16 protein-coding genes are annotated in these 17,151 nt (G+C 71.8%); 10 read left to right on the top strand and 6 right to left on the bottom strand.

What is annotated here, in order from left to right; all coding sequences use genetic code 11:
* Positions 1-33: 33 nt before the first annotated feature.
* Positions 34-1,485, top strand: a complete 1,452-nt coding sequence (locus ACFPCV_RS13475; RefSeq protein WP_378056454.1) for a FadD3 family acyl-CoA ligase — start codon at positions 34-36, stop codon at positions 1,483-1,485.
* Between the two features lie 47 nt (positions 1,486-1,532).
* Here the strand turns inward: ACFPCV_RS13475 and ACFPCV_RS13470 are convergent, their stop codons facing one another.
* Complete coding sequence (locus tag ACFPCV_RS13470) at positions 1,533-2,120, bottom strand: TetR/AcrR family transcriptional regulator (protein ID WP_378056453.1); 588 nt, start codon at positions 2,118-2,120, stop codon at positions 1,533-1,535.
* Between the two features lie 102 nt (positions 2,121-2,222).
* Between ACFPCV_RS13470 and ACFPCV_RS13465 the strand changes: the two genes are divergently transcribed.
* From ACFPCV_RS13465 to ACFPCV_RS13455, 3 genes are read left to right on the top strand one after another with little or no spacing between them, the layout of a single operon-like run.
* Positions 2,223-3,374 (top strand): acetyl-CoA C-acetyltransferase, encoded by a 1,152-nt coding sequence (locus ACFPCV_RS13465; RefSeq protein WP_378056452.1) that lies wholly within the window; start codon positions 2,223-2,225, stop codon positions 3,372-3,374.
* A complete protein-coding gene (locus ACFPCV_RS13460) occupies positions 3,371-4,108 on the top strand; it encodes an SDR family oxidoreductase (RefSeq protein ID WP_378056451.1) in 738 nt (245 codons plus the stop codon). The genes ACFPCV_RS13465 and ACFPCV_RS13460 overlap by 4 nt, the downstream gene beginning before the upstream one ends.
* Positions 4,105-4,896 carry an SDR family NAD(P)-dependent oxidoreductase gene (locus ACFPCV_RS13455; RefSeq protein ID WP_378056450.1) on the top strand — a complete coding sequence of 264 codons (792 nt, stop codon included), beginning with the start codon at positions 4,105-4,107 and terminating at the stop codon, positions 4,894-4,896. Before ACFPCV_RS13460 ends, ACFPCV_RS13455 begins: the two co-directional genes overlap by 4 nt.
* A gap of 171 nt (positions 4,897-5,067) precedes the next feature.
* On the opposite strand, the gene ACFPCV_RS13450 is transcribed toward ACFPCV_RS13455, so the two are convergent.
* Entirely contained in the window at positions 5,068-5,658 is a 591-nt protein-coding gene (locus tag ACFPCV_RS13450; protein WP_378056449.1) for a nitroreductase family protein, read from the bottom strand.
* On the bottom strand, positions 5,658-6,887 hold the full coding sequence (locus tag ACFPCV_RS13445) for a mannosyltransferase family protein (RefSeq protein ID WP_378056448.1): 1,230 nt from the start codon (positions 6,885-6,887) through the stop codon (positions 5,658-5,660). The genes ACFPCV_RS13450 and ACFPCV_RS13445 overlap by 1 nt, the downstream gene beginning before the upstream one ends.
* A gap of 144 nt (positions 6,888-7,031) precedes the next feature.
* On the opposite strand from ACFPCV_RS13445, the gene ACFPCV_RS13440 reads away from it, so the two are divergent.
* From ACFPCV_RS13440 to ACFPCV_RS13430, 3 genes are all read left to right on the top strand, one after another.
* On the top strand, positions 7,032-8,297 hold the full coding sequence (locus ACFPCV_RS13440) for an aspartate kinase (RefSeq protein ID WP_378056447.1): 1,266 nt from the start codon (positions 7,032-7,034) through the stop codon (positions 8,295-8,297).
* The gene (locus ACFPCV_RS13435; RefSeq protein ID WP_378056446.1) at positions 8,297-9,358 is read left to right on the top strand and encodes an aspartate-semialdehyde dehydrogenase; all 1,062 of its coding nucleotides are present in this window, start codon (positions 8,297-8,299) and stop codon (positions 9,356-9,358) included. Before ACFPCV_RS13440 ends, ACFPCV_RS13435 begins: the two co-directional genes overlap by 1 nt.
* A 303-nt stretch (positions 9,359-9,661) precedes the next feature.
* A complete protein-coding gene (locus tag ACFPCV_RS13430) occupies positions 9,662-10,924 on the top strand; it encodes a GGDEF domain-containing protein (RefSeq protein ID WP_378056445.1) in 1,263 nt (420 codons plus the stop codon).
* A gap of 42 nt (positions 10,925-10,966) precedes the next feature.
* Here the strand turns inward: ACFPCV_RS13430 and ACFPCV_RS13425 are convergent, their stop codons facing one another.
* Positions 10,967-12,178 (bottom strand): MFS transporter, encoded by a 1,212-nt coding sequence (locus ACFPCV_RS13425; RefSeq protein WP_378056444.1) that lies wholly within the window; start codon positions 12,176-12,178, stop codon positions 10,967-10,969.
* 111 nt (positions 12,179-12,289) lie between these two features.
* On the opposite strand from ACFPCV_RS13425, the gene ACFPCV_RS13420 reads away from it, so the two are divergent.
* On the top strand, positions 12,290-12,718 hold the full coding sequence (locus ACFPCV_RS13420) for a Fur family transcriptional regulator (RefSeq protein WP_378056932.1): 429 nt from the start codon (positions 12,290-12,292) through the stop codon (positions 12,716-12,718).
* A gap of 5 nt (positions 12,719-12,723) precedes the next feature.
* Here the strand turns inward: ACFPCV_RS13420 and ACFPCV_RS13415 are convergent, their stop codons facing one another.
* Positions 12,724-13,809 carry an alpha/beta hydrolase gene (locus ACFPCV_RS13415; protein WP_378056931.1) on the bottom strand — a complete coding sequence of 362 codons (1,086 nt, stop codon included), beginning with the start codon at positions 13,807-13,809 and terminating at the stop codon, positions 12,724-12,726.
* Positions 13,810-13,997: 188 nt separating this feature from the next.
* On the opposite strand from ACFPCV_RS13415, the gene ACFPCV_RS13410 reads away from it, so the two are divergent.
* The gene (locus tag ACFPCV_RS13410) at positions 13,998-14,555 is read left to right on the top strand and encodes an NADPH-dependent FMN reductase (RefSeq protein WP_378056443.1); all 558 of its coding nucleotides are present in this window, start codon (positions 13,998-14,000) and stop codon (positions 14,553-14,555) included.
* A 56-nt stretch (positions 14,556-14,611) separates the two neighbouring features.
* Positions 14,612-15,088, top strand: a complete 477-nt coding sequence (locus ACFPCV_RS13405) for a Dps family protein (RefSeq protein ID WP_378056442.1) — start codon at positions 14,612-14,614, stop codon at positions 15,086-15,088.
* A 147-nt stretch (positions 15,089-15,235) separates the two neighbouring features.
* Here ACFPCV_RS13405 and ACFPCV_RS13400 read toward each other — a convergent pair whose 3' ends face one another.
* Positions 15,236-17,077: a prolyl oligopeptidase family serine peptidase gene (locus tag ACFPCV_RS13400; protein WP_378056441.1), complete on the bottom strand. Its 1,842-nt coding sequence runs from the start codon at positions 17,075-17,077 to the stop codon at positions 15,236-15,238.
* Positions 17,078-17,151 lie beyond the last annotated feature (74 nt).

Below are 17,151 nucleotides of genomic sequence, written 5' to 3'. Positions count from 1 at the left end.
CGACCGCTTTGTAGAACGTGTTCTAGTTAGGTCGTGGACACGATTCCCGCTGTCGTCGCCGACGCCGCGCGCCGGTTCGGGAGCGCGGAGGCGCTGGTCGACGGGCCGGTGCGGATGACATGGCACGAGTTGAACGACCAGGTCCGCGCCACCGCCGGCCTGTTCGCCGCGCGCGGGGTCCGGCCCGGCGACCGGGTCGCCGTCTGCGCCCCCAACACCCACCACTGGGTCCTCACCGCCCTCGGCGCGCTCACCGCGGGCGCTGCCCTGGTGCCCGTCAACACCCGCTTCACCGCGGCCGAGACCGCCGGCCTCCTCGACCGCACCGCCGCGAAAGCCCTGGTCGTCGCGGGTGAGTTCCTCGGCCGCGACCGGCTGCGCGAGCTGCGCGACGGTGGCCACCGGATCCCCGATTTCGTCATGACCGTCGAACCGGACCGGCCGTGGCGCCCGCTCGACCACGCCGCACCCGCCGCCGAGCCGGGTCCGGACGACGTCAGCGACATCCTCTTCACCTCCGGCACCACCGGCCGCAGCAAGGGCGCCATGAGCGCGCACCGCCAGGCGCTGGGCGTCGCCCGCGCGTGGGCCGAGCTGGGCCGGGTCACCGAGGACGACCGCTACCTCGTGATCAACCCGTTCTTCCACAGCTTCGGCTACAAGGCGGGCATCCTCGTCTGCCTCCTCACCGGCGCCACGATCCTCCCGCAGGCCACCTTCGACGTGGCCCAGGCCGCCGACCTGGTGAAACGGGAGCGGATCACGGTGCTGCCGGGTCCGCCGACGATCTTCCAGTCCATGCTCGACCTGCCCGGCGCCGACCTGTCGACCCTGCGTCTCGCCGTCACCGGTGCCGCCGTCGTGCCGGTGCCGCTCGTGGAACGCATGCAGCACGAGTTCGGCACCGTCCTCACCGCCTACGGGCTCACCGAGGCGGTCGTCGCCACCATGTGCTCACCCGACGACGACGCCGAGACCGTCGCCACCACCTGCGGGCGCGCCACCGCCGGGTTCGAGGTGGCGACCGGCGACCAGGACGAGATCCTCCTGCGCGGCCCCAACGTCATGCTCGGCTACCTCGACGATCCACTCGCGACGGCGCTGGCCGTCGACGCGGACGGCTGGCTGCACACCGGCGACGTCGGCAGGCTCGACGACCGCGGCTACCTCACGATCACCGACCGCCTCAAGGACATGTACATCTGCGGCGGTTTCAACGTCTACCCCGCGGAGGTCGAGCAGGCAATCGCCCGGCTGCCCGGCGTGACCGAGGCCGCGGTGGTCGGCGTGCCGGACGAACGGCTCGGCGAGGTGGGCAAGGCGTTCGTCGTCGCGAGTGGACTCTCCGCGGCGGACGTCGTCACGCACTGCAGAGGCGTGCTCGCCAACTACAAGGTGCCGCGCCAGGTCGAGTTCACCGAAGCGTTGCCGCGCAACGCGTCCGGCAAGGTGCTCAAGCGGGTGCTCAGAGACGCCGGAGCGTGAACAGGTCCGCCGGTGACGCCCAAGTCCACGGTCATGCCCGAGCGCGGTCAGGCGGTGATGCCGTCCAGGATCATCTTCAGGTACTGCTCGGCCAGTTCCTCCGGCGAGAGGCGGCCGTCCTGGCGGAACCAGCGCACCGCCACCCACACCGAGTCGCGCAGGAAGCGGTACGTGACCGCCGGGTCGAGATCGGCGCGGAAGGCACCGGCCTCGATGCCGTCGCGCAGCACGGTGGTCCAGATGCTGCGGACCTCGTCGTCGGCCTTGGTGAGGTAGCCGAAACGGGGCAGGGTGCGCAGGTAGTTGCGCTCGTTCTGCAGCACAGTGATCGCCGCGCGGTGCTCGCCGAGCGACCGGAACGCCTCGGTGACCAGGCCGCGCAGCGCGGTGACCGGTTCGCCGCCCGCGATCTCCCGGTACGTGCCGAGCAGCTCGTCGAGGTAGCTCGACAGCAGCTCGTCGAGGATCGTCTCCTTGGAGTCGAAGTGGTGGTACAGGCTGCCGGACAGCACCCCGGCGGCGTCGCCGATGTGCCGGACCGTCGTGGCCCGGTAGCCGCGTTCGGCGAACAGCTCCGCCGCGATCCGCACCAGGTCGGCACGCCGGGCCGACGGCTTGCCGCGCGTTTCCGTCACGCCGCCGCCTCGCCCGCTCCGCGGCGGCACGGACCTCGACGATTCGTTCCGCTCATGTTCTCCCACTCCCGCACCCAAGCGCTAGCTTGGTAGCCTAGCACCGTGGCAGACGCGTTCATCGTCGACGCGGTCCGCACGCCGGTCGGCCGGCGTGGCGGCGGGCTCGCGGGTGTCCATCCGGCCGACCTCGGCGCGCACGTGCTGCGTGCGCTCTTCGACCGGACCCCGCTCGACCCCGGGATCGTGGACGACGTGGTCTTCGGGTGTGTCGACACGATCGGGCCGCAGGCCGGGGACGTCGCACGGACGTGCTGGCTCGCGGCCGGGCTGCCCGAGCAGGTGCCCGGCGTGACCGTGGACCGGCAGTGCGGGTCGTCGCAGCAGGCCGTGCACTTCGCCGCGCAGGCGGTGATGAGCGGGACCTCGGACGTCGTGGTGGCCGGTGGCGTGCAGAACATGAGCGCGATCCCGATCTCGGCGGCCATGTACGCGGGCCGCGAGCACGGCTTCCCCGACCCGTTCTCGACCTCGCAGGGCTGGCTCGCGCGGTACGGGGACCAGGAGATCTCCCAGTTCCTCGGCGCGGAGACGATCGCCGCGAAGTGGGACATCGGGCGCGGCGACATGGAGGAGTTCGCGCTGCGCAGCCATTCCCGCGCGGTGGCGGCGATCGACGGCGGCTGGTTCGACGGCGAACTCGCGCCACTGGCGGGGATCGCCGCCGACGAGTGCCCGCGCCGGGACACCTCGCGGGAGAGAATGGCCGGGCTCAGGACACTGCTGCCGGATGGCAGGCTGACCGCCGCGCTGGCCAGCCAGATCTCCGACGGCGCCGCCGCGTTGCTGGTCGTGTCGCAGCGCGCGCTGAACGAGCACGGGCTCACGCCGAGGGCCCGCGTGCACCACCTCTCGGCCCGCGGTGGCGACCCGGTCGTGATGCTCGACGCGCCGATCGCCGCCACCGGCCACGCGCTGCGCCGCGCCGGGCTGTCCATCGCGGACATCGACCTGGTGGAGATCAACGAGGCGTTCGCGAGCGTGGTCCTGGCCTGGCTGAAGGAGACCGGCGCCGACCCGGAGCGCGTCAACCTGGCCGGGGGCGCCATCGCGCTCGGCCACCCGCTCGGCGCGACCGGCGCCCGGCTGATGACCACCCTGCTCGGCGGCCTCGAACGCACCGGCGGCCGCTATGGGCTGCAGACCATGTGCGAGGGCGGCGGGCAGGCCAACGTGACGATCCTGGAGCGCCTGTGACGACCGTGCTGGTGACCGGCGGAGCACGCGGCGTCGGGCTGGGGATCGTGCGCTGCTTCCTCGACGCGGGGTTCGACGTGGTGACGTGCAGCAGGCACGAGCCGACCGCGGACCTCGGCAGGGCCGAGTTCGTCAGGGCGGACGTCCGCGACCTGTCCCAGGTGGACGCGTTGGTGACCTCGGTGGTCGACCGGTACGGCACGCTCGACGTGGTGGTCAACAACGCCGGTGGCGCGCCGCCGGTCGACGCCGCCACCGCGTCCCCGCGGCTGCACGCCAAGATCATCGAGCTGAACCTGGTCGCGCCGCTGCACGTGTCGCAGCGGGCGAACACCGTGATGCAGCGACAGGAGACGGGTGGCGTGATCCTGATGATCGGCAGTGTGAGCGGCACCCGGCCCTCGCCCGGCACCGCGGCCTACGGCGCGGCGAAGGCGGGCCTGGCGAACCTCGCGGCGTCGCTCGCCGTCGAGTGGGCGCCGAAGGTGCGGGTCAACACGGTCGTGGCCGGGCCGGTCGACACCGAGCAGTCGCACCTGCACTACGGCGACGCGGCCGGAGTCGCGGCCGTCGGTGCGACGATCCCGCTCGGCCGCATGGCGGTGCCCTCGGACGTGGGGCAGGCGTGCCGGTGGCTGGCGTCCCCCGCGGCGGCGTACGTCAGCGGCAGCACGGTCACCGTGCACGGCGGCGGCGAACGGCCCGCGTTCCTGGCCGCGGCGGACCCGTCATGATCTGCGCGGACCGGGTCGTGGCGATCACCGGCGCCGCACGCGGCATCGGGCTGGCGCACGCGGAGGAGTTCCGGCGCCAGGGCGCGCACGTGGTCGTCAACGACGTCGACGGGGGCGACCACACCACCGACGTGTCCACGTGGGACGGTGCGAAGTCGCTGGTGGACCTGGCCGTCTCGCGGCACGGGCGGCTGGACGTGCTGGTGAACAACGCGGGCGTCGTGCGGGACCGCATGCTCGTGTCGACCAGCGAACAGGAGTGGGACGACGTGGTGCGCGTGCACCTCAAGGCCCACTTCCTGACCATGCGGCACGCGGCGGAGCACTGGCGCGCGCGGTCGAAGGCTGGCGAGGCGGTGTCGGCGCGGGTGATCAACACCAGCTCGGGCGCGGGCCTGTTCGGCAGCGTGGGCCAGGCGAACTACTCGGCGGCGAAGGCGGGCATCGTCGGGCTGACGCTGGTCGCGGCCGCGGAGCTGGCGCGCTACGGCGTGACGGTGAACGCGATCGCCCCGTCCGCGCGCACCCGGATGACCGAGGACCTGTTCCCCGGCCTGCCGGGACCCGAGGACATCGCGCCACTGGTGGTGTGGCTGGGTTCCACGGCGTCGGCCGGGGTCACCGGCCGGGTGTTCGAGGTGGCGGCCGGGAAGATCACCGTGGTCGGCGGGCACCAGCGGGTGGCCACAGTGGACAGGGGGAGCCGGTGGCCTGCCGAGGAGGTGGGCGCGGCGGTGGCGGAGCTCATCGCGAGGACACCGCCGGAGGTGCCGGTCTACGGTGCGTGAGCGCTGAGCCCACCAACGGCATAACGAGTGCCGTCAATGGGCCGTTCAGGGCGGCCAGCGCCCTGAACGCGCCTTTCAGGGCATTGCCACGCCCGCCCCGCGCAGCGGGAGACCTGCCCGTCCGGCGAGGACAACCCACCGAAACGGCAACCTGCCAGCGGGGACACCCATCTAGAAGACGGGGTTCCCCCACTCGCCGGTGAACGCGATCTCGTCCAGTGCCAGGCGTCGCCGGGGTGCCAGCTCCTTCGCGCGCCGCTCCTCGTCCAGCAGCGCCGGGTCGCCGAGTGTGCCGAGCGCGATCACCGTCTGCGGCTCGACGTCGGCCGGCAGCGAGAACACCAGCTTGGTGCCCTCCTTGTCGAACCCGCCCATCTGGTGCGCGACCAGGCCCTCGGCCACCGCCTGCAGCGCCAGGTTCCCGGCGGCGAGCCCGGTCCCGTACTCGGCCATCGGGATCCGGCCCTTCTCGTTGACCGTCACCGCGCACACCAGGATCAGCGCGCCTGCCGCGTGCGCCCACCCCTGGTTGCGCGCGGACAGCAGGTCGGACAGCCGCGCGTACGTCTCGTCGCCGCGCCGCCCCACCAGGTACCGCGCGGGCTGGGTGTTCCCGTTCGACGGTGCCCACCGCGCGGCCTCCAGCACCGCCCGTAGCTGCTCGTCGGTCACCACACCGGCCGGGTCCAGCGCACGGGGGCTCCACCTGGCCGCGATCAGCGGGTGGATGGGCACGCTCGTGTCGGCATTCCTGTCACTCATCAGATGGCGTAACCCCACGACGTCAGCGCGTATGCCCCGAACCAGGAGGTGACCACCGCCAGCGCGCACAGCGTCACGACGAACGTCGACACCCGCCGTTTCGCGAGCGCCAGCGCCACCGGGATCAGCAGTGTGAAGGCGGGCACCAGCAGCCGCGCCTTCGAGTTCATCAGGCCGTTCGACGTCAGGTCCATGGCCAGCACCGCGGCCGAGTACGTGACCAGCGGCCACTCGACCTTCCGCACGATCATGATCACCAGCAGCACCAGCGCGACCACGATCAGCCCGACGGTCGTGACCTCCAGCACGGACCGGGCGTCGGCCAGCGCGTCCAGCGAGAACCGCAGCGTCGCGGCACCGCCGTCGAAGCCGGTGCCCCACCCGCGTTGCTGCAGCGCGAACCAGCCGTTCCACTCGCCGGTCCGCGTCCCGACCCACGCGAGGTAGCCGAGCAGCCCCAGCGGCGCGATCGCCCCGCCGAGCCACGCCCGCCACGACCTCGGGTTCCTGATCACCACGAGCAGCGCGGCCAGCCCGACCGCCAGCACCAGCGCCGCCCCGGTCGACCGGACCAGCCCGGCCAGCGCGCAGCACACCCCGGCGAGCAGCCACCGCTTCTCCAGCACCCCGACCAGCGCCCACGCGGCGAACGCGCAGAACAGGGCCTCCGAGTACGCCATCGCCAGCACGACCGACATCGGCGACGCAGCGAACAACGCGACCAGGATCAGCCCGGTCCGCCGCGACCCGCCGCGGACGTGCTGCCCGAGCCGCGCCAGCGCGTAGGAGCACACGACGCCGGCGACGATCGTCACGGTCAGCGCCGAGGTGACCAGCCCGATCCCCTCGGGCCCGTCGATCGCGGCGAACCACCGCACGACCAGCGGGTAGCCGGGGAAGAACGCGAGCGGGGTCTCCGCGCTGCGTTGTCCGTACGCGTCGACCAGCCCGTCGGGCACGCCGGAGTAGCCGCCGTCGGCGATCGCGAGGAACCACTGCCCGTCCCACGACCGCAGCGCCCCGGACACCGAGTGGTCGTTGCGGCTCGCCATCCACGTGAGCACGAGCAACCCCAGCTCACGGATGCCGAGGAAGATCAACGCGGGGGCGAGGACCGCGCCGGTTCTCCGGACGGTCCACGCGTGCCCGCGCTTGCCCGCCTCGACCGGTTCCTCGTCCGGGACGGCGGACCCCTCCGCCTCCGCCCGCGTCACGTCCGTCGCCGACACCCCGATCCCTTCCCACCCACCGGCTGGCTGCCCACAACAGGGTAGGGCGGGCGTTCACGCACGTGGCGGGCGCCACACGGACGACCGGTCCGATTCGCCCTACCGGTTAGGCTCGCCTTTGACTCTTCGAGGAGGTAAGAGCCAGTGGCGCTCGTGGTCCAGAAGTACGGCGGTTCATCGCTCGAGAACGCGGACCGGATCAAACGGGTGGCCGAGCGGATCGTCGCGACCCGCAAGGCCGGCAACGACGTGGTGGTGGTGTGCTCCGCGATGGGGGACACCACGGACGAACTCCTGGATCTCGCGCAGCGAGTCAACCCCGTCCCACCAGAACGCGAGATGGACATGCTGCTCACCGCGGGTGAGCGCATCTCCAACTCGCTTGTCGCGATGGCCATCGGCGCCCTCGGTGCCGAGGCCCTGTCCTTCACGGGTTCCCAGGCCGGTGTCATCACCGACTCGACACACGGCCGGGCCCGCATCATCGACGTCACGCCCAGCCGGGTGCAGCAGTCGCTCGACGACGGCTACATCTGCCTCGTCGCCGGCTTCCAGGGCGTCAGCCAGGACACGAAGGACATCACCACGCTCGGCCGGGGCGGCTCGGACACCACCGCCGTCGCGCTGGCCGCCGCGCTGAACGCGGACGTGTGCGAGATCTACACGGACGTGGACGGCGTGTACACCGCGGACCCGAGGATCGTGCCGAACGCGCGCAAGCTCGACCGGGTCCCGTACGAGGAGATGCTGGAGATGGCGGCGTCCGGGGCGAAGGTCCTGATGCTGCGCTGCGTCGAGTACGCCCGCCGCTACGGCGTCCCCATCCACGTCCGCTCGTCGTACACCAACAAGCCGGGCACGATCGTCACCGGCTCAACGGAGGACATTCCCGTGGAACAGGCCATGATCACCGGCGTAGCGCACGACCGCTCCGAGGCGAAGGTCACCGTGACCGGCGTCCCGGACCAGGCGGGTGTCGCCGCCCGGATCTTCCGGGTGGTCGCGGACGCCGAGATCGACATCGACATGGTGCTGCAGAACGTGTCGAGCACGGTCTCCGGCCGCACCGACATCACGTTCACGCTGTCGAAGGACAACGGGCCGACCGCGGTGGCGGCGCTGGAGAAGATCAAGGAAGAGCTGGGCTTCAAGTCGGTCCTGTACGACGACCACGTCGGCAAGGTGTCGCTGGTCGGCGCGGGCATGCGGTCCCACCCCGGTGTCACGGCCACGTTCTGCGAGGCACTCGCCAAGGCGGGCGTGAACATCGAGATCATCAACACCTCGGAGATCCGGATCTCGGTGCTGATCAGGGACACCCAGCTCGACGAGGCCGTGCAGGCCATCCACAGCGCCTTCGGGCTCGGCGGCGACGAGGTCGCCCAGGTTTACGCGGGGAGTGGTCGCTGATGTCCGCACCGGTACTCGCACTGGTCGGCGCCACCGGCGCGGTCGGCACGGTGATGATCGACATCATGGACTCGCGGCCCACGTTCCCGTTCGGTGACGTGCGGCTGATCGCGTCGCAGCGCTCGGCGGGCAGGAAGCTCACCGTGCGCGGCGAGGAGAAGACGGTCGTCGCGCTGTCGCCGGAGGCGTTCGACGGCGTCGACATCGCGATGTTCGACGTGCCCGACGAGATCTCCGCGGAGTGGGCGCCGGTCGCCGCGTCGCGCGGCGCGGTCGTGGTCGACAACTCGGGTGCGTTCCGGATGGACGACGACGTGCCGCTCGTCGTGCCCGAGTGCAACCTCGACAAGATCCACGAGCGGCCGCGCGGGATCATCTCGAACCCGAACTGCACGACGCTGTCGATGATGGCCGCGCTCGGCGCACTGCACCGGTCCTTCGAGCTGAAGGAGCTGGTCGTCGCGTCCTACCAGGCCGTGTCCGGTGCCGGTGTCGCCGGTGTCGAGCGGCTGTACGCGGAGCTGGCAGCGGTGGTCGGCAAGGGTGTCGGCGTGCGGGCCGGTGACGTGCGCGAGGCACTCGAGGCCGCCGGGCTGCCGCTGGCCGACTCGCCGTTCCCGGCGCCGCTCGCGCTGAACGTGGTCCCGTCGGCCGGTTCCTACAAGGGCGACGGCTGGTACTCCGAGGAGCTGAAGGTCCGCAACGAGTCGCGCAAGATCCTCGGCATCCCGGACCTCAAGGTGTCGGCGACCTGCGTGCGCGTGCCCGTGGTGACCACGCACTCGCTCGCGGTCCACGCGACGTTCGCCTCCGAGGTGACCGTCGCGCGGGCCCGCGAGGTGTTCGAGGCACAGTCGTCGATCGTGCTGCAGGACGACGCGGAGAACGGCGTCTTCCCGACCCCGGCCGACGTGGTCGGCGGCGACCCGACGTACGTGGGCCGCATCCGGCAGGCGCTGGACTTCCCGAACACCCTCGATTTCTTCGTGTGCGGCGACAACCTCCGCAAGGGCGCCGCCCTCAACACCTACGAGATCGCGGAGGCACTCGCCCAGCGCTGAGCGGACTGTTCCGCCTCCCCGGAATTTCAAAGTGTTGGTTGCGTGCCGACGAACGGTGCGGTCGGCGGGTGGTTTGTGGCTGGTTGCCGTCACGTTCCCCTGGGGTTCCGTTCGTCGGCGCGGGACATTGTTCGAAGATCGCGTGGTTCGTGAGGTGCGCTGAGCGAGCGCTTCCGTTCCTCGGATTTCAGGTGCGCTGAGCCGAACGGGTTGGTCAGCGTCGCCCAATCCGGTCGGGTGCACGGTTTTCCGGTACCTTCATGCCTTCTGGCTCGGGGACGTGAAAACCGTGGAGCGACGAGCATGACCGCAACCCGACCGCGGTGGGCGATCCTCGAGGCGCCGCGACTCGTGCTTCCGCTGTGCCTTGGCGTGGGGACGCTCGCGGTGGTGCTCGTCGTCGCGTTCCCCGGGCCCGTACCCACCGAAACCGACTGGGCGCGTTTCCTTGCGCTGCTTGTGGTTTCGTGCGTGCAGACCGAGTTGTCGCTCGGCACCGAGAAGGCCCGCCGGTACCTGGCCGACCGGCCGCACATCAACATGACGTCGGTGTGGATGTTCGGCGGCGCGGTCGTGCTGCCCGCGGCGCTGGCGGTCACGCTGGCCGTGCTCACCTACCTGCACCTGTGGTTGCGGGTGTGGTGGCCGATCCAGGGCAGGCCCGCCTACCGCGTCGTGTTCTCCTCGGCGACGATCGTGTTGTCGGTCCTGTCGGTGCCGCCGGTGCTGCGGCTGTTCGGCGCGGCCGACGTGCTCCGCGACGACTGGCACGGCGGCCGGGCGCTGCTGGCGATCGCGGTCGCGATCCTCGTGTACACGACGGTCAACGGCGGGCCCGTCGCGGTCGCCGTGAAGCTGCACCACCCGGAACGGCCGTGGCGCAAGACGTTCGGCACCAAGGCGGAGAACGCGCTCGAACTGGCGACGCTGAGCCTCGGTGGCGTCACCGCGACCGTCCTACTGACACAGCCGGTGCTGGTGGCGCTCATGCCGCTGCCGGTGATCGTGTTGCACCGCAACGTCCTCATGCGCCAGCTGGAGGAGAAGGCGGCGCAGGACTCCAAGACCGGGCTGCTCACCGCGGAGGAGTGGCAGACGCGGGTGGCGGCCGAGCTGGTGCGCAACGCGAAGAGCAGGGAGCCCTTCGGGGTGCTGATGATCGACCTCGACCGCTTCAAGAAGGTCAACGACACCTACGGCCACGTCGCGGGCGACGCCGTGCTGCGCACCGTGGCGGCGACGATCACCGGCCAGCTCCGCGCGTACGACTCCGTCGGCCGCTGGGGCGGTGAGGAGTTCGTCGTGCTGCTGCCCCAGATCCCCGACCAGGGCGCCTGTGACGTGGCGGAACGTGTCCGCACCGCCGTCGGTGACCTGTCCGTCACCGTGGCCGTCGGCGACACCACCCACGTGATCACCAACCTGTCCGCCTCGGTCGGGGTGGCGTGCTTCCCGGACGCGGCCACCACCGTCGACGGCCTGGTACACCGGGCAGACGAGGCGATGTACTTCGCGAAGCGGGCGGGCAGGAACACGGTGGTGAGCAGCGCGGAGCGGGCGACCTGATGATCAGGCACGCACAGGACTACCTGCGGCTTCGGAGAACGATCAACTGACCGACCCGGCCCTGGTGCCGGGCTCGACGGCCGTGCCCGCCGGTGCCCGGTCCCGTTGCCGTGCGGCCAGGAGCCACGCCAGGGCCGCGACCAGGACGCCGCCGACGCCCGCCAGCGCGAAGCCCCAGCCCGGTGACGCGTGGTCCACGACGAACCCCACGCTCGGCGCCCCGACGGCCGCGCCGAGCGTGAACGCCGACGACTGCAGCCCGGTCGCCTCGCCGCGGGCGGCGGGTGGGGCGAGCCGGGCGACCTCCTCGCCGGTGGCGGCGATCGTCGGCGCGCACAGGAACGCGGCGGGCAGCAGCACCAGCATGAGCGACCACCACGAGCCGCCCGCGAGCCCGATCGGGATGGTCAGCACGCCGAGCCACGCCATCAGGGTGACCTGCCGGTACGACCGCGCCAGCGCCCCGTAGACGAGCCCGCCCACCGCGGACCCCGCCGACCACACGATCACCACGACACTCGTCCACGACAGTTCGCCGCTGTGCTGCATCTGCGCGACGATCGCGACCTCGGTGCCCGCGAGGATGAACACGGCGCCCGCGCCGACGAGCAGGACACCGACCAGCCGCGGCGTGAGCCACACCCGGCGCGGGATCCGTTCGGTCGACGCCTTCTCCGCCTCGCTGCGCACCGCCGGGTTCATCACGAACAACGCGGTCCCGACGACCGCGATGCCCACCGCCATCGCGACCAGCGCGGTCTGCGTGGAGAACTGCGTCGCCACGACCACTGCCGCCGCGGGCCCCACCATGAACGACAGCTCGGTCGACACCGAGTCCATCGAGTACGCGGTGCGCCGCAGGTCCGTCGGTACGAGCGCGGCGATCGCCTGCCTGCCGATGGACATCGCGGGCAGCACGAGCATGCCGCCGAGGAACCCGCACACCAGCAGCAGCGGGTAGGACATGAACCGCGCGAACACCCAGAACGTGGCCTCGCCGATCGTGGTGATCACGAGCATCGGCCGCAGCCCGTACCGGTCGACGACCCGCCCGAGCACCGGCGCGCCGAGCGCGATGCCGATGGTCGCCACCGCGCCGACCGTGCCCGCCGCCCCGTAGCCGCGGTCCATGGTCACGGCGATGTGCAGGGTCAGTGCCATCCCGGCGGCCGTGGCCGGGATGCGGGCGAAGAACACGAGCACCAGTAGGGTCCGGACCCCGGGCAGGGCCAGCGTTCGGCGGTACAGCTGCATGGCTCGATGTGACCTCTCGCGCTCGTCGCTCGGCAACCAATTTACGGGCGACCACCGACACTGCCGCGAGCAATCTTGACTCGTTCCAAAGATGGTGGTGTCGTGGAGGCCATGAACGACCACCGGGCCGAACAGCTGCGTACCGTCGGGCTGCGGGTCACCGCGCCGCGGCTCGCCACGCTCGACTGGCTGGCCGAGCACCCGCACGCCACCGCCGAGCAGGTGGCCGCCGGGGTGCGCGCCCGGCTCGGGTCGGTGTCCACCCAGGCCATCTACGACGTGCTGCACGCGTGCACGCAGACCGGGCTGCTGCGGCGCATCGAGCCCGCGGGTTCGCCCGCCCGGTTCGAGACCCGCACCCAGGACGGCCACCACCACGTGGTGTGCCGGGGCTGTGGCCGCACCGAGGACGTCGACCGCGTCGTCGGTGCCGCGCCCTGCCTCGAACCGGCGGCGTCCACCGGGTTCGTGATCGACGAGGCCGAGGTGGTGTTCTGGGGGTTCTGCCCCGCCTGCCGGTCGGGCCCCGCCGCCGGATAGACCTGCTACGCGGTCGGCCGGAACAGGTCGACGACGTTCGCGCGGGACCGCAGCGCGAGGCCGGTGCGCAGCGCGCCCGCCGCTTCCGCGACGGCCTCCCGGAAGCGCACGCCCAGGTTCACGAAGCTGACGAACCCGTGGATGAGGTCGTCGTGCTGCCGCTTCACCACCGGCACCCCCGCCTCGCGCAGCCGGTCGGCGAACGCGTTGCCCTCGTCGCGCAGCGGGTCGAACCCGGCCGTCGCCACGTAGGCGGGTGGCAGCCCGCGCAGGTCGTCCGCGAGCAGCACGGACAGCCGGGGGTCGGCACGCAGGTCGAGGTCCGGGCAGTAGTGGTCGAGGAACCACGTCATGTCGTCGTCGGTCAGGAAGAAGCCGTCGCCGAACAGGTCCCGCGACCGGCGGCGGGTGGTGCCGTCGGTCGCCGGGTAGAAGAGCAGCTGGAAGACCGGCCGGGGCCCCTTGCCCATGGTCTGCAGGCACACGGACGCGGCCAGGTTCGCGCCGGCGCTGTCGCCGCCGACCGCGATCGCCGACGGGTCCGCACCGAGTGTCTCGGCGCGGGCCGCGGCGAACCGGAACGCGGTGAGCGCGTCCGCCACGGCGGCGGGGAAGTGGTGCTCCGGCGCGAGCCGGTACCCGACCGACAGCACCCGGACCTGGGCGTTCCTGGCCAGGTAGCGGCACGTCGCTTCGTGCGTCTCGATGCTGCCGATGACCCAGCCGCCGCCGTGGAAGTACACGAGCAGCGGTGACCCCGGCGCGAGACCGACCGGCTCGTACAGCCGCGCGGGCACGGGCTCGCCCGACTCGGCCGGGAGGTCCAGGTCCCGGCTCCGCACCCCGGTCACGCCGGGCCCGACCAGCCCGTGCCGCAGCTCCAGCCGCGCACGCGCGGTCACGTGGTCGCCGCCGCCCAGGCTGGTGTCGGTGAACGCCAGCATCCGCAGCAGCAGCTGCGCGTCGAGCGCCAGCTCCAGCCCGTCCCGCCGGATCGGCGCGCCCGCGATCAGCCTGCGCACCGGCCGGGGCAGCGCGAACACCGTCTGCAGCACCGCGCCCTGAACGGGCAGCGGAACCCTGTCCATCATCGTCGACATGAAACGCCTCCCCAGGCGGCTACGGGTGGAGGCTAACCAATGAACGTGGTCGCGGTCACCCGACCTGCCGAAACTCCACCGCCGGGTTCCTCCCGGTGACCGGGCGGTCGACGGAACTACCGGGAGTGGAGCCGGACGTCGCCAGAAGGGAGGATGATCGGGGTGACGAGAGGAGCGCGGTGACTGTCAGCGTGGTGGGCATCGGTGGGTCGTTGCGCACGGACTCCCAGTCCGAACGCGCACTGCGGATCGCCCTCGACGGCGCGGAGCGCCTGGGCGCCAGGACCACCGTCATCTCCGGCGCCGACCTGGTCCTGCCGTTCTACGACCCGGCTGAGCCGGAGCGCAGCCCGGCCGCGGACCGGCTGGTCGAGGAGCTGCGGGCCGCCGACGGCGTCGTCCTCGTCTCACCCGGTTACCACGGCACCGTCTCCGGCCTGGTCAAGAACGCGCTCGACTACGTGGAGGACCTCCGCGAGGACCCCCGCCCCTACCTCGACGGCCGCGCCGTCGGCTGTGTCGCGGCCGCCCGTGGCTGGCAGGCGGCGGTCACGACGCTCACGTCGCTGCGCTCGATCGTGCACGCGCTGCGCGGCTGGCCGACCCCGCTGGGCGCGGCCGTGAACTCCGCGCACGTGCTGTTCGGGCCGGACGGCGACTGCTCCGACGAGCAGGTCGCCGCGAACCTCCGCACCATCGGGTCACAGGTCGTGGAGTTCGCCACAGCGCGCGTGTGACCAGGAATCTCCCCGGGTACACCACCGTTTTCACAGGTGTACTGAGGAGGTATGAGATGACCAAGTCCCCCATCACGAGTCCACTCGGTGACGCGGAGCGCGAAGCCACCGGCGCCGTGCTCCAGGCAACGCTCGTCGACCTGATCGACCTGTCCCTGATCGCCAAGCAGGCCCACTGGAACGTCGTCGGCGCGAACTTCCGCAGCGCGCACCTCCAGCTCGACGAGCTGGTGTCGGCGGCCCGCCAGTACGTCGACGACGTGGCCGAGCGCGCCAACGCCATCGGCATCTCCCCGAACGGCAAGGCCAAAACCGTCGTCGAGTCGTCCGGCATCCCGGCCTACCCCGACAACTGGCAGCCCGTCGAGGCCACCGTCGCCGCGATCGTCAAGATCCTCGGCGAGGTCGTCAAGCGGCTGCGCAAGCGCATCGACGAGACCGACAAGACCGACCTGGTCACCCAGGACCTGCTGATCGAGATCGCGGCCGAACTCGAGAAGCAGCACTGGATGTGGCAGGCGCAGATGGCCTAGCTGGTCCGCCACCCCGCGATTCAAAGTGTTGGTCCTGACCCAGCGACACCAGCGGACCGCAGGCGGTTGGTGGTCCAGTGCCGTCACGTTCCCCTGAGGTAGCTGCTGAGCGGGGTGCGGACTTTTGCGCAAGGATCCAAGTGCGGCCTAGGCCATCCGCAGGTGACGGCGGACGAAGTCGACCTCGATCGCCGTCTGCTTGATCGTCTCCGCCACCACGAGCGACCCGTGCCCCGCGTCGTACCGGTACACCTCGTACGGGCTGCCGCGGTCCGCCAGCCTCGCCAGGTAGTTCTCGATCTGGCGGATCGGGCAGCGCGGGTCGTTCTCCCCGGCCACCACCAGCACCGGCGCCGCCACGTTGTCCACGTACGTGAGCGGCGAGCACTCGACGTAGCGGTCGGGCACCTCGTTGGGTGAGCCGCCGAACAGCGCCCGGTCGAACGCCCGCAGCGGCTCCATCTCGTCCTCGTACGCGGCGAGGTAGTCCGCCACCGGCACCCCGGCCACTCCCGCGGCCCACAGCCCCGGCTGCGTCCCCAGCGCCAGCAGCGACAGGTAACCGCCCCACGACGCGCCGTTGACCACGCACTTCGCGGGGTCGGCCAGCCCCTTCGCCACCGCCCACTCGTGCACCGCGGCCACGTCCGCCAGTTCCGTCAGCCCCGGCCTGCCCTCGATGGCGTCCCGCCACTTCGAGCCGTACCCGGACGAGCCGCGGTAGTTGACGTGCACGACCGCGAACCCGGCGTCGAGCCACACCGCCCGGTACGCGGAGAACCGGTCCTCGTCGTGCGAGTGCGGGCCGCCGTGCAGCGCGAACACCGTCGGCAGCGGCCCGTCGGGCGCGTCGGCGGGCCGCGCGTACAGGGCGTGCACGTCGCCGCCCTCGCCGGGCACGAACACGTCGAGCAGCTCGACCGACTCGGGTGCGCGGTGGCCGGGCGGCGCCAGCAGCACCCGCTCGGTGCCGTCGGTGTACAGCGCCCGCACCACGCCCGGCCTGGCCGCGTTGGACCACGAGTACTCGACCGTCTGGTCGGGCCGCACGTCCACCGACCCGATCGTGCCCGGCGGGGTGTTCAGCCTGGTCAGCTCGCCGTGCCGGAGGTCGTACCGGTACACGCTGTTGCGGGCCTCGTGCGTGTGCACCACGACGATCGCGCTGCCGTCCGGATACCAGTCGGCGGTCAGCTCACCTGGCAGCTCGATGACCAGCTCGACCTCGGTGCCGGCCGCGACGTCCCAGATCAGCAGCTCGTCGCGGCCGCGCCGCTCGTGCCGGACCAGGAGCCGCTGGTCGCCGGCGACCGGGCTGAACCCGACCGCGTCGAGCCCCTTGCCCTCGCCGTCCCACTTCTCGGCGACCGTCGCGCCGTCGGCCACCGCGAGCACCCGCAGCGCAGGGTGCCGGTTGTCGCCGTGCTCGGAGTGCTCGATGGCGAGCAGCGTCTCGTCCCGGGACAGCGCCGCGACGCCGCCGTCGTGCTCGTTCCGGTACACGACCTGGGCCCGCGCACCGCCCTTCGTGACGAACACGGTCGTGCCGTCGTCGTTGGAGACGCCGGTCACCGTCACCTCGCGGCCGATGGCGAGACCCGCGGGGTAGCCGGGCACGCTGCCGGGCACCGCGGCCGTCGGCGGCTCGTGGACCGGCCTGCCCGCGAACGGCTCGGACACCCAGCTGCCGAACTCGTCGCCGTCGGAGTCGGAGAACCACCACACGCGCTCGCCGTCCGGGCTGATGGCGCCGTTGTGGGTGCCGTTGGGCCGGTCGGTGACCTTGCGGTGCGTGTCGGTCGCCCGATCCCACGCGTAGATCTCGAACACGCCACTCGCGTTGGAGACGTAGATGTTGCGGTCCGGTGCGTCGTGCGCCCAGTCGGGCAGGGACACGCGGGCCGCGGTGAACCGTTCTCGCCACCGGGCCTCGGCTGCGTCGTCGGCGAAGAGTCGGTCGGGGACCGCGGCGGGTGGGTGGTTGCTCACCCCCTGATCCTGCCAAACCGCGGCCACTTCGCACAGTGAGTCCGCGGGTCGGCGACACGTGGCGGAAATCCACT

Origin of the sequence: Actinophytocola glycyrrhizae, assembly GCF_042653545.1 — a bacterium.
In the GTDB taxonomy this organism is placed as follows: domain Bacteria; phylum Actinomycetota; class Actinomycetes; order Mycobacteriales; family Pseudonocardiaceae; genus Actinophytocola; species Actinophytocola glycyrrhizae.
The sequence above is the reverse complement of the archived record's forward strand: the minus strand, read 5'-3'. Positions and strand labels throughout refer to the sequence as shown.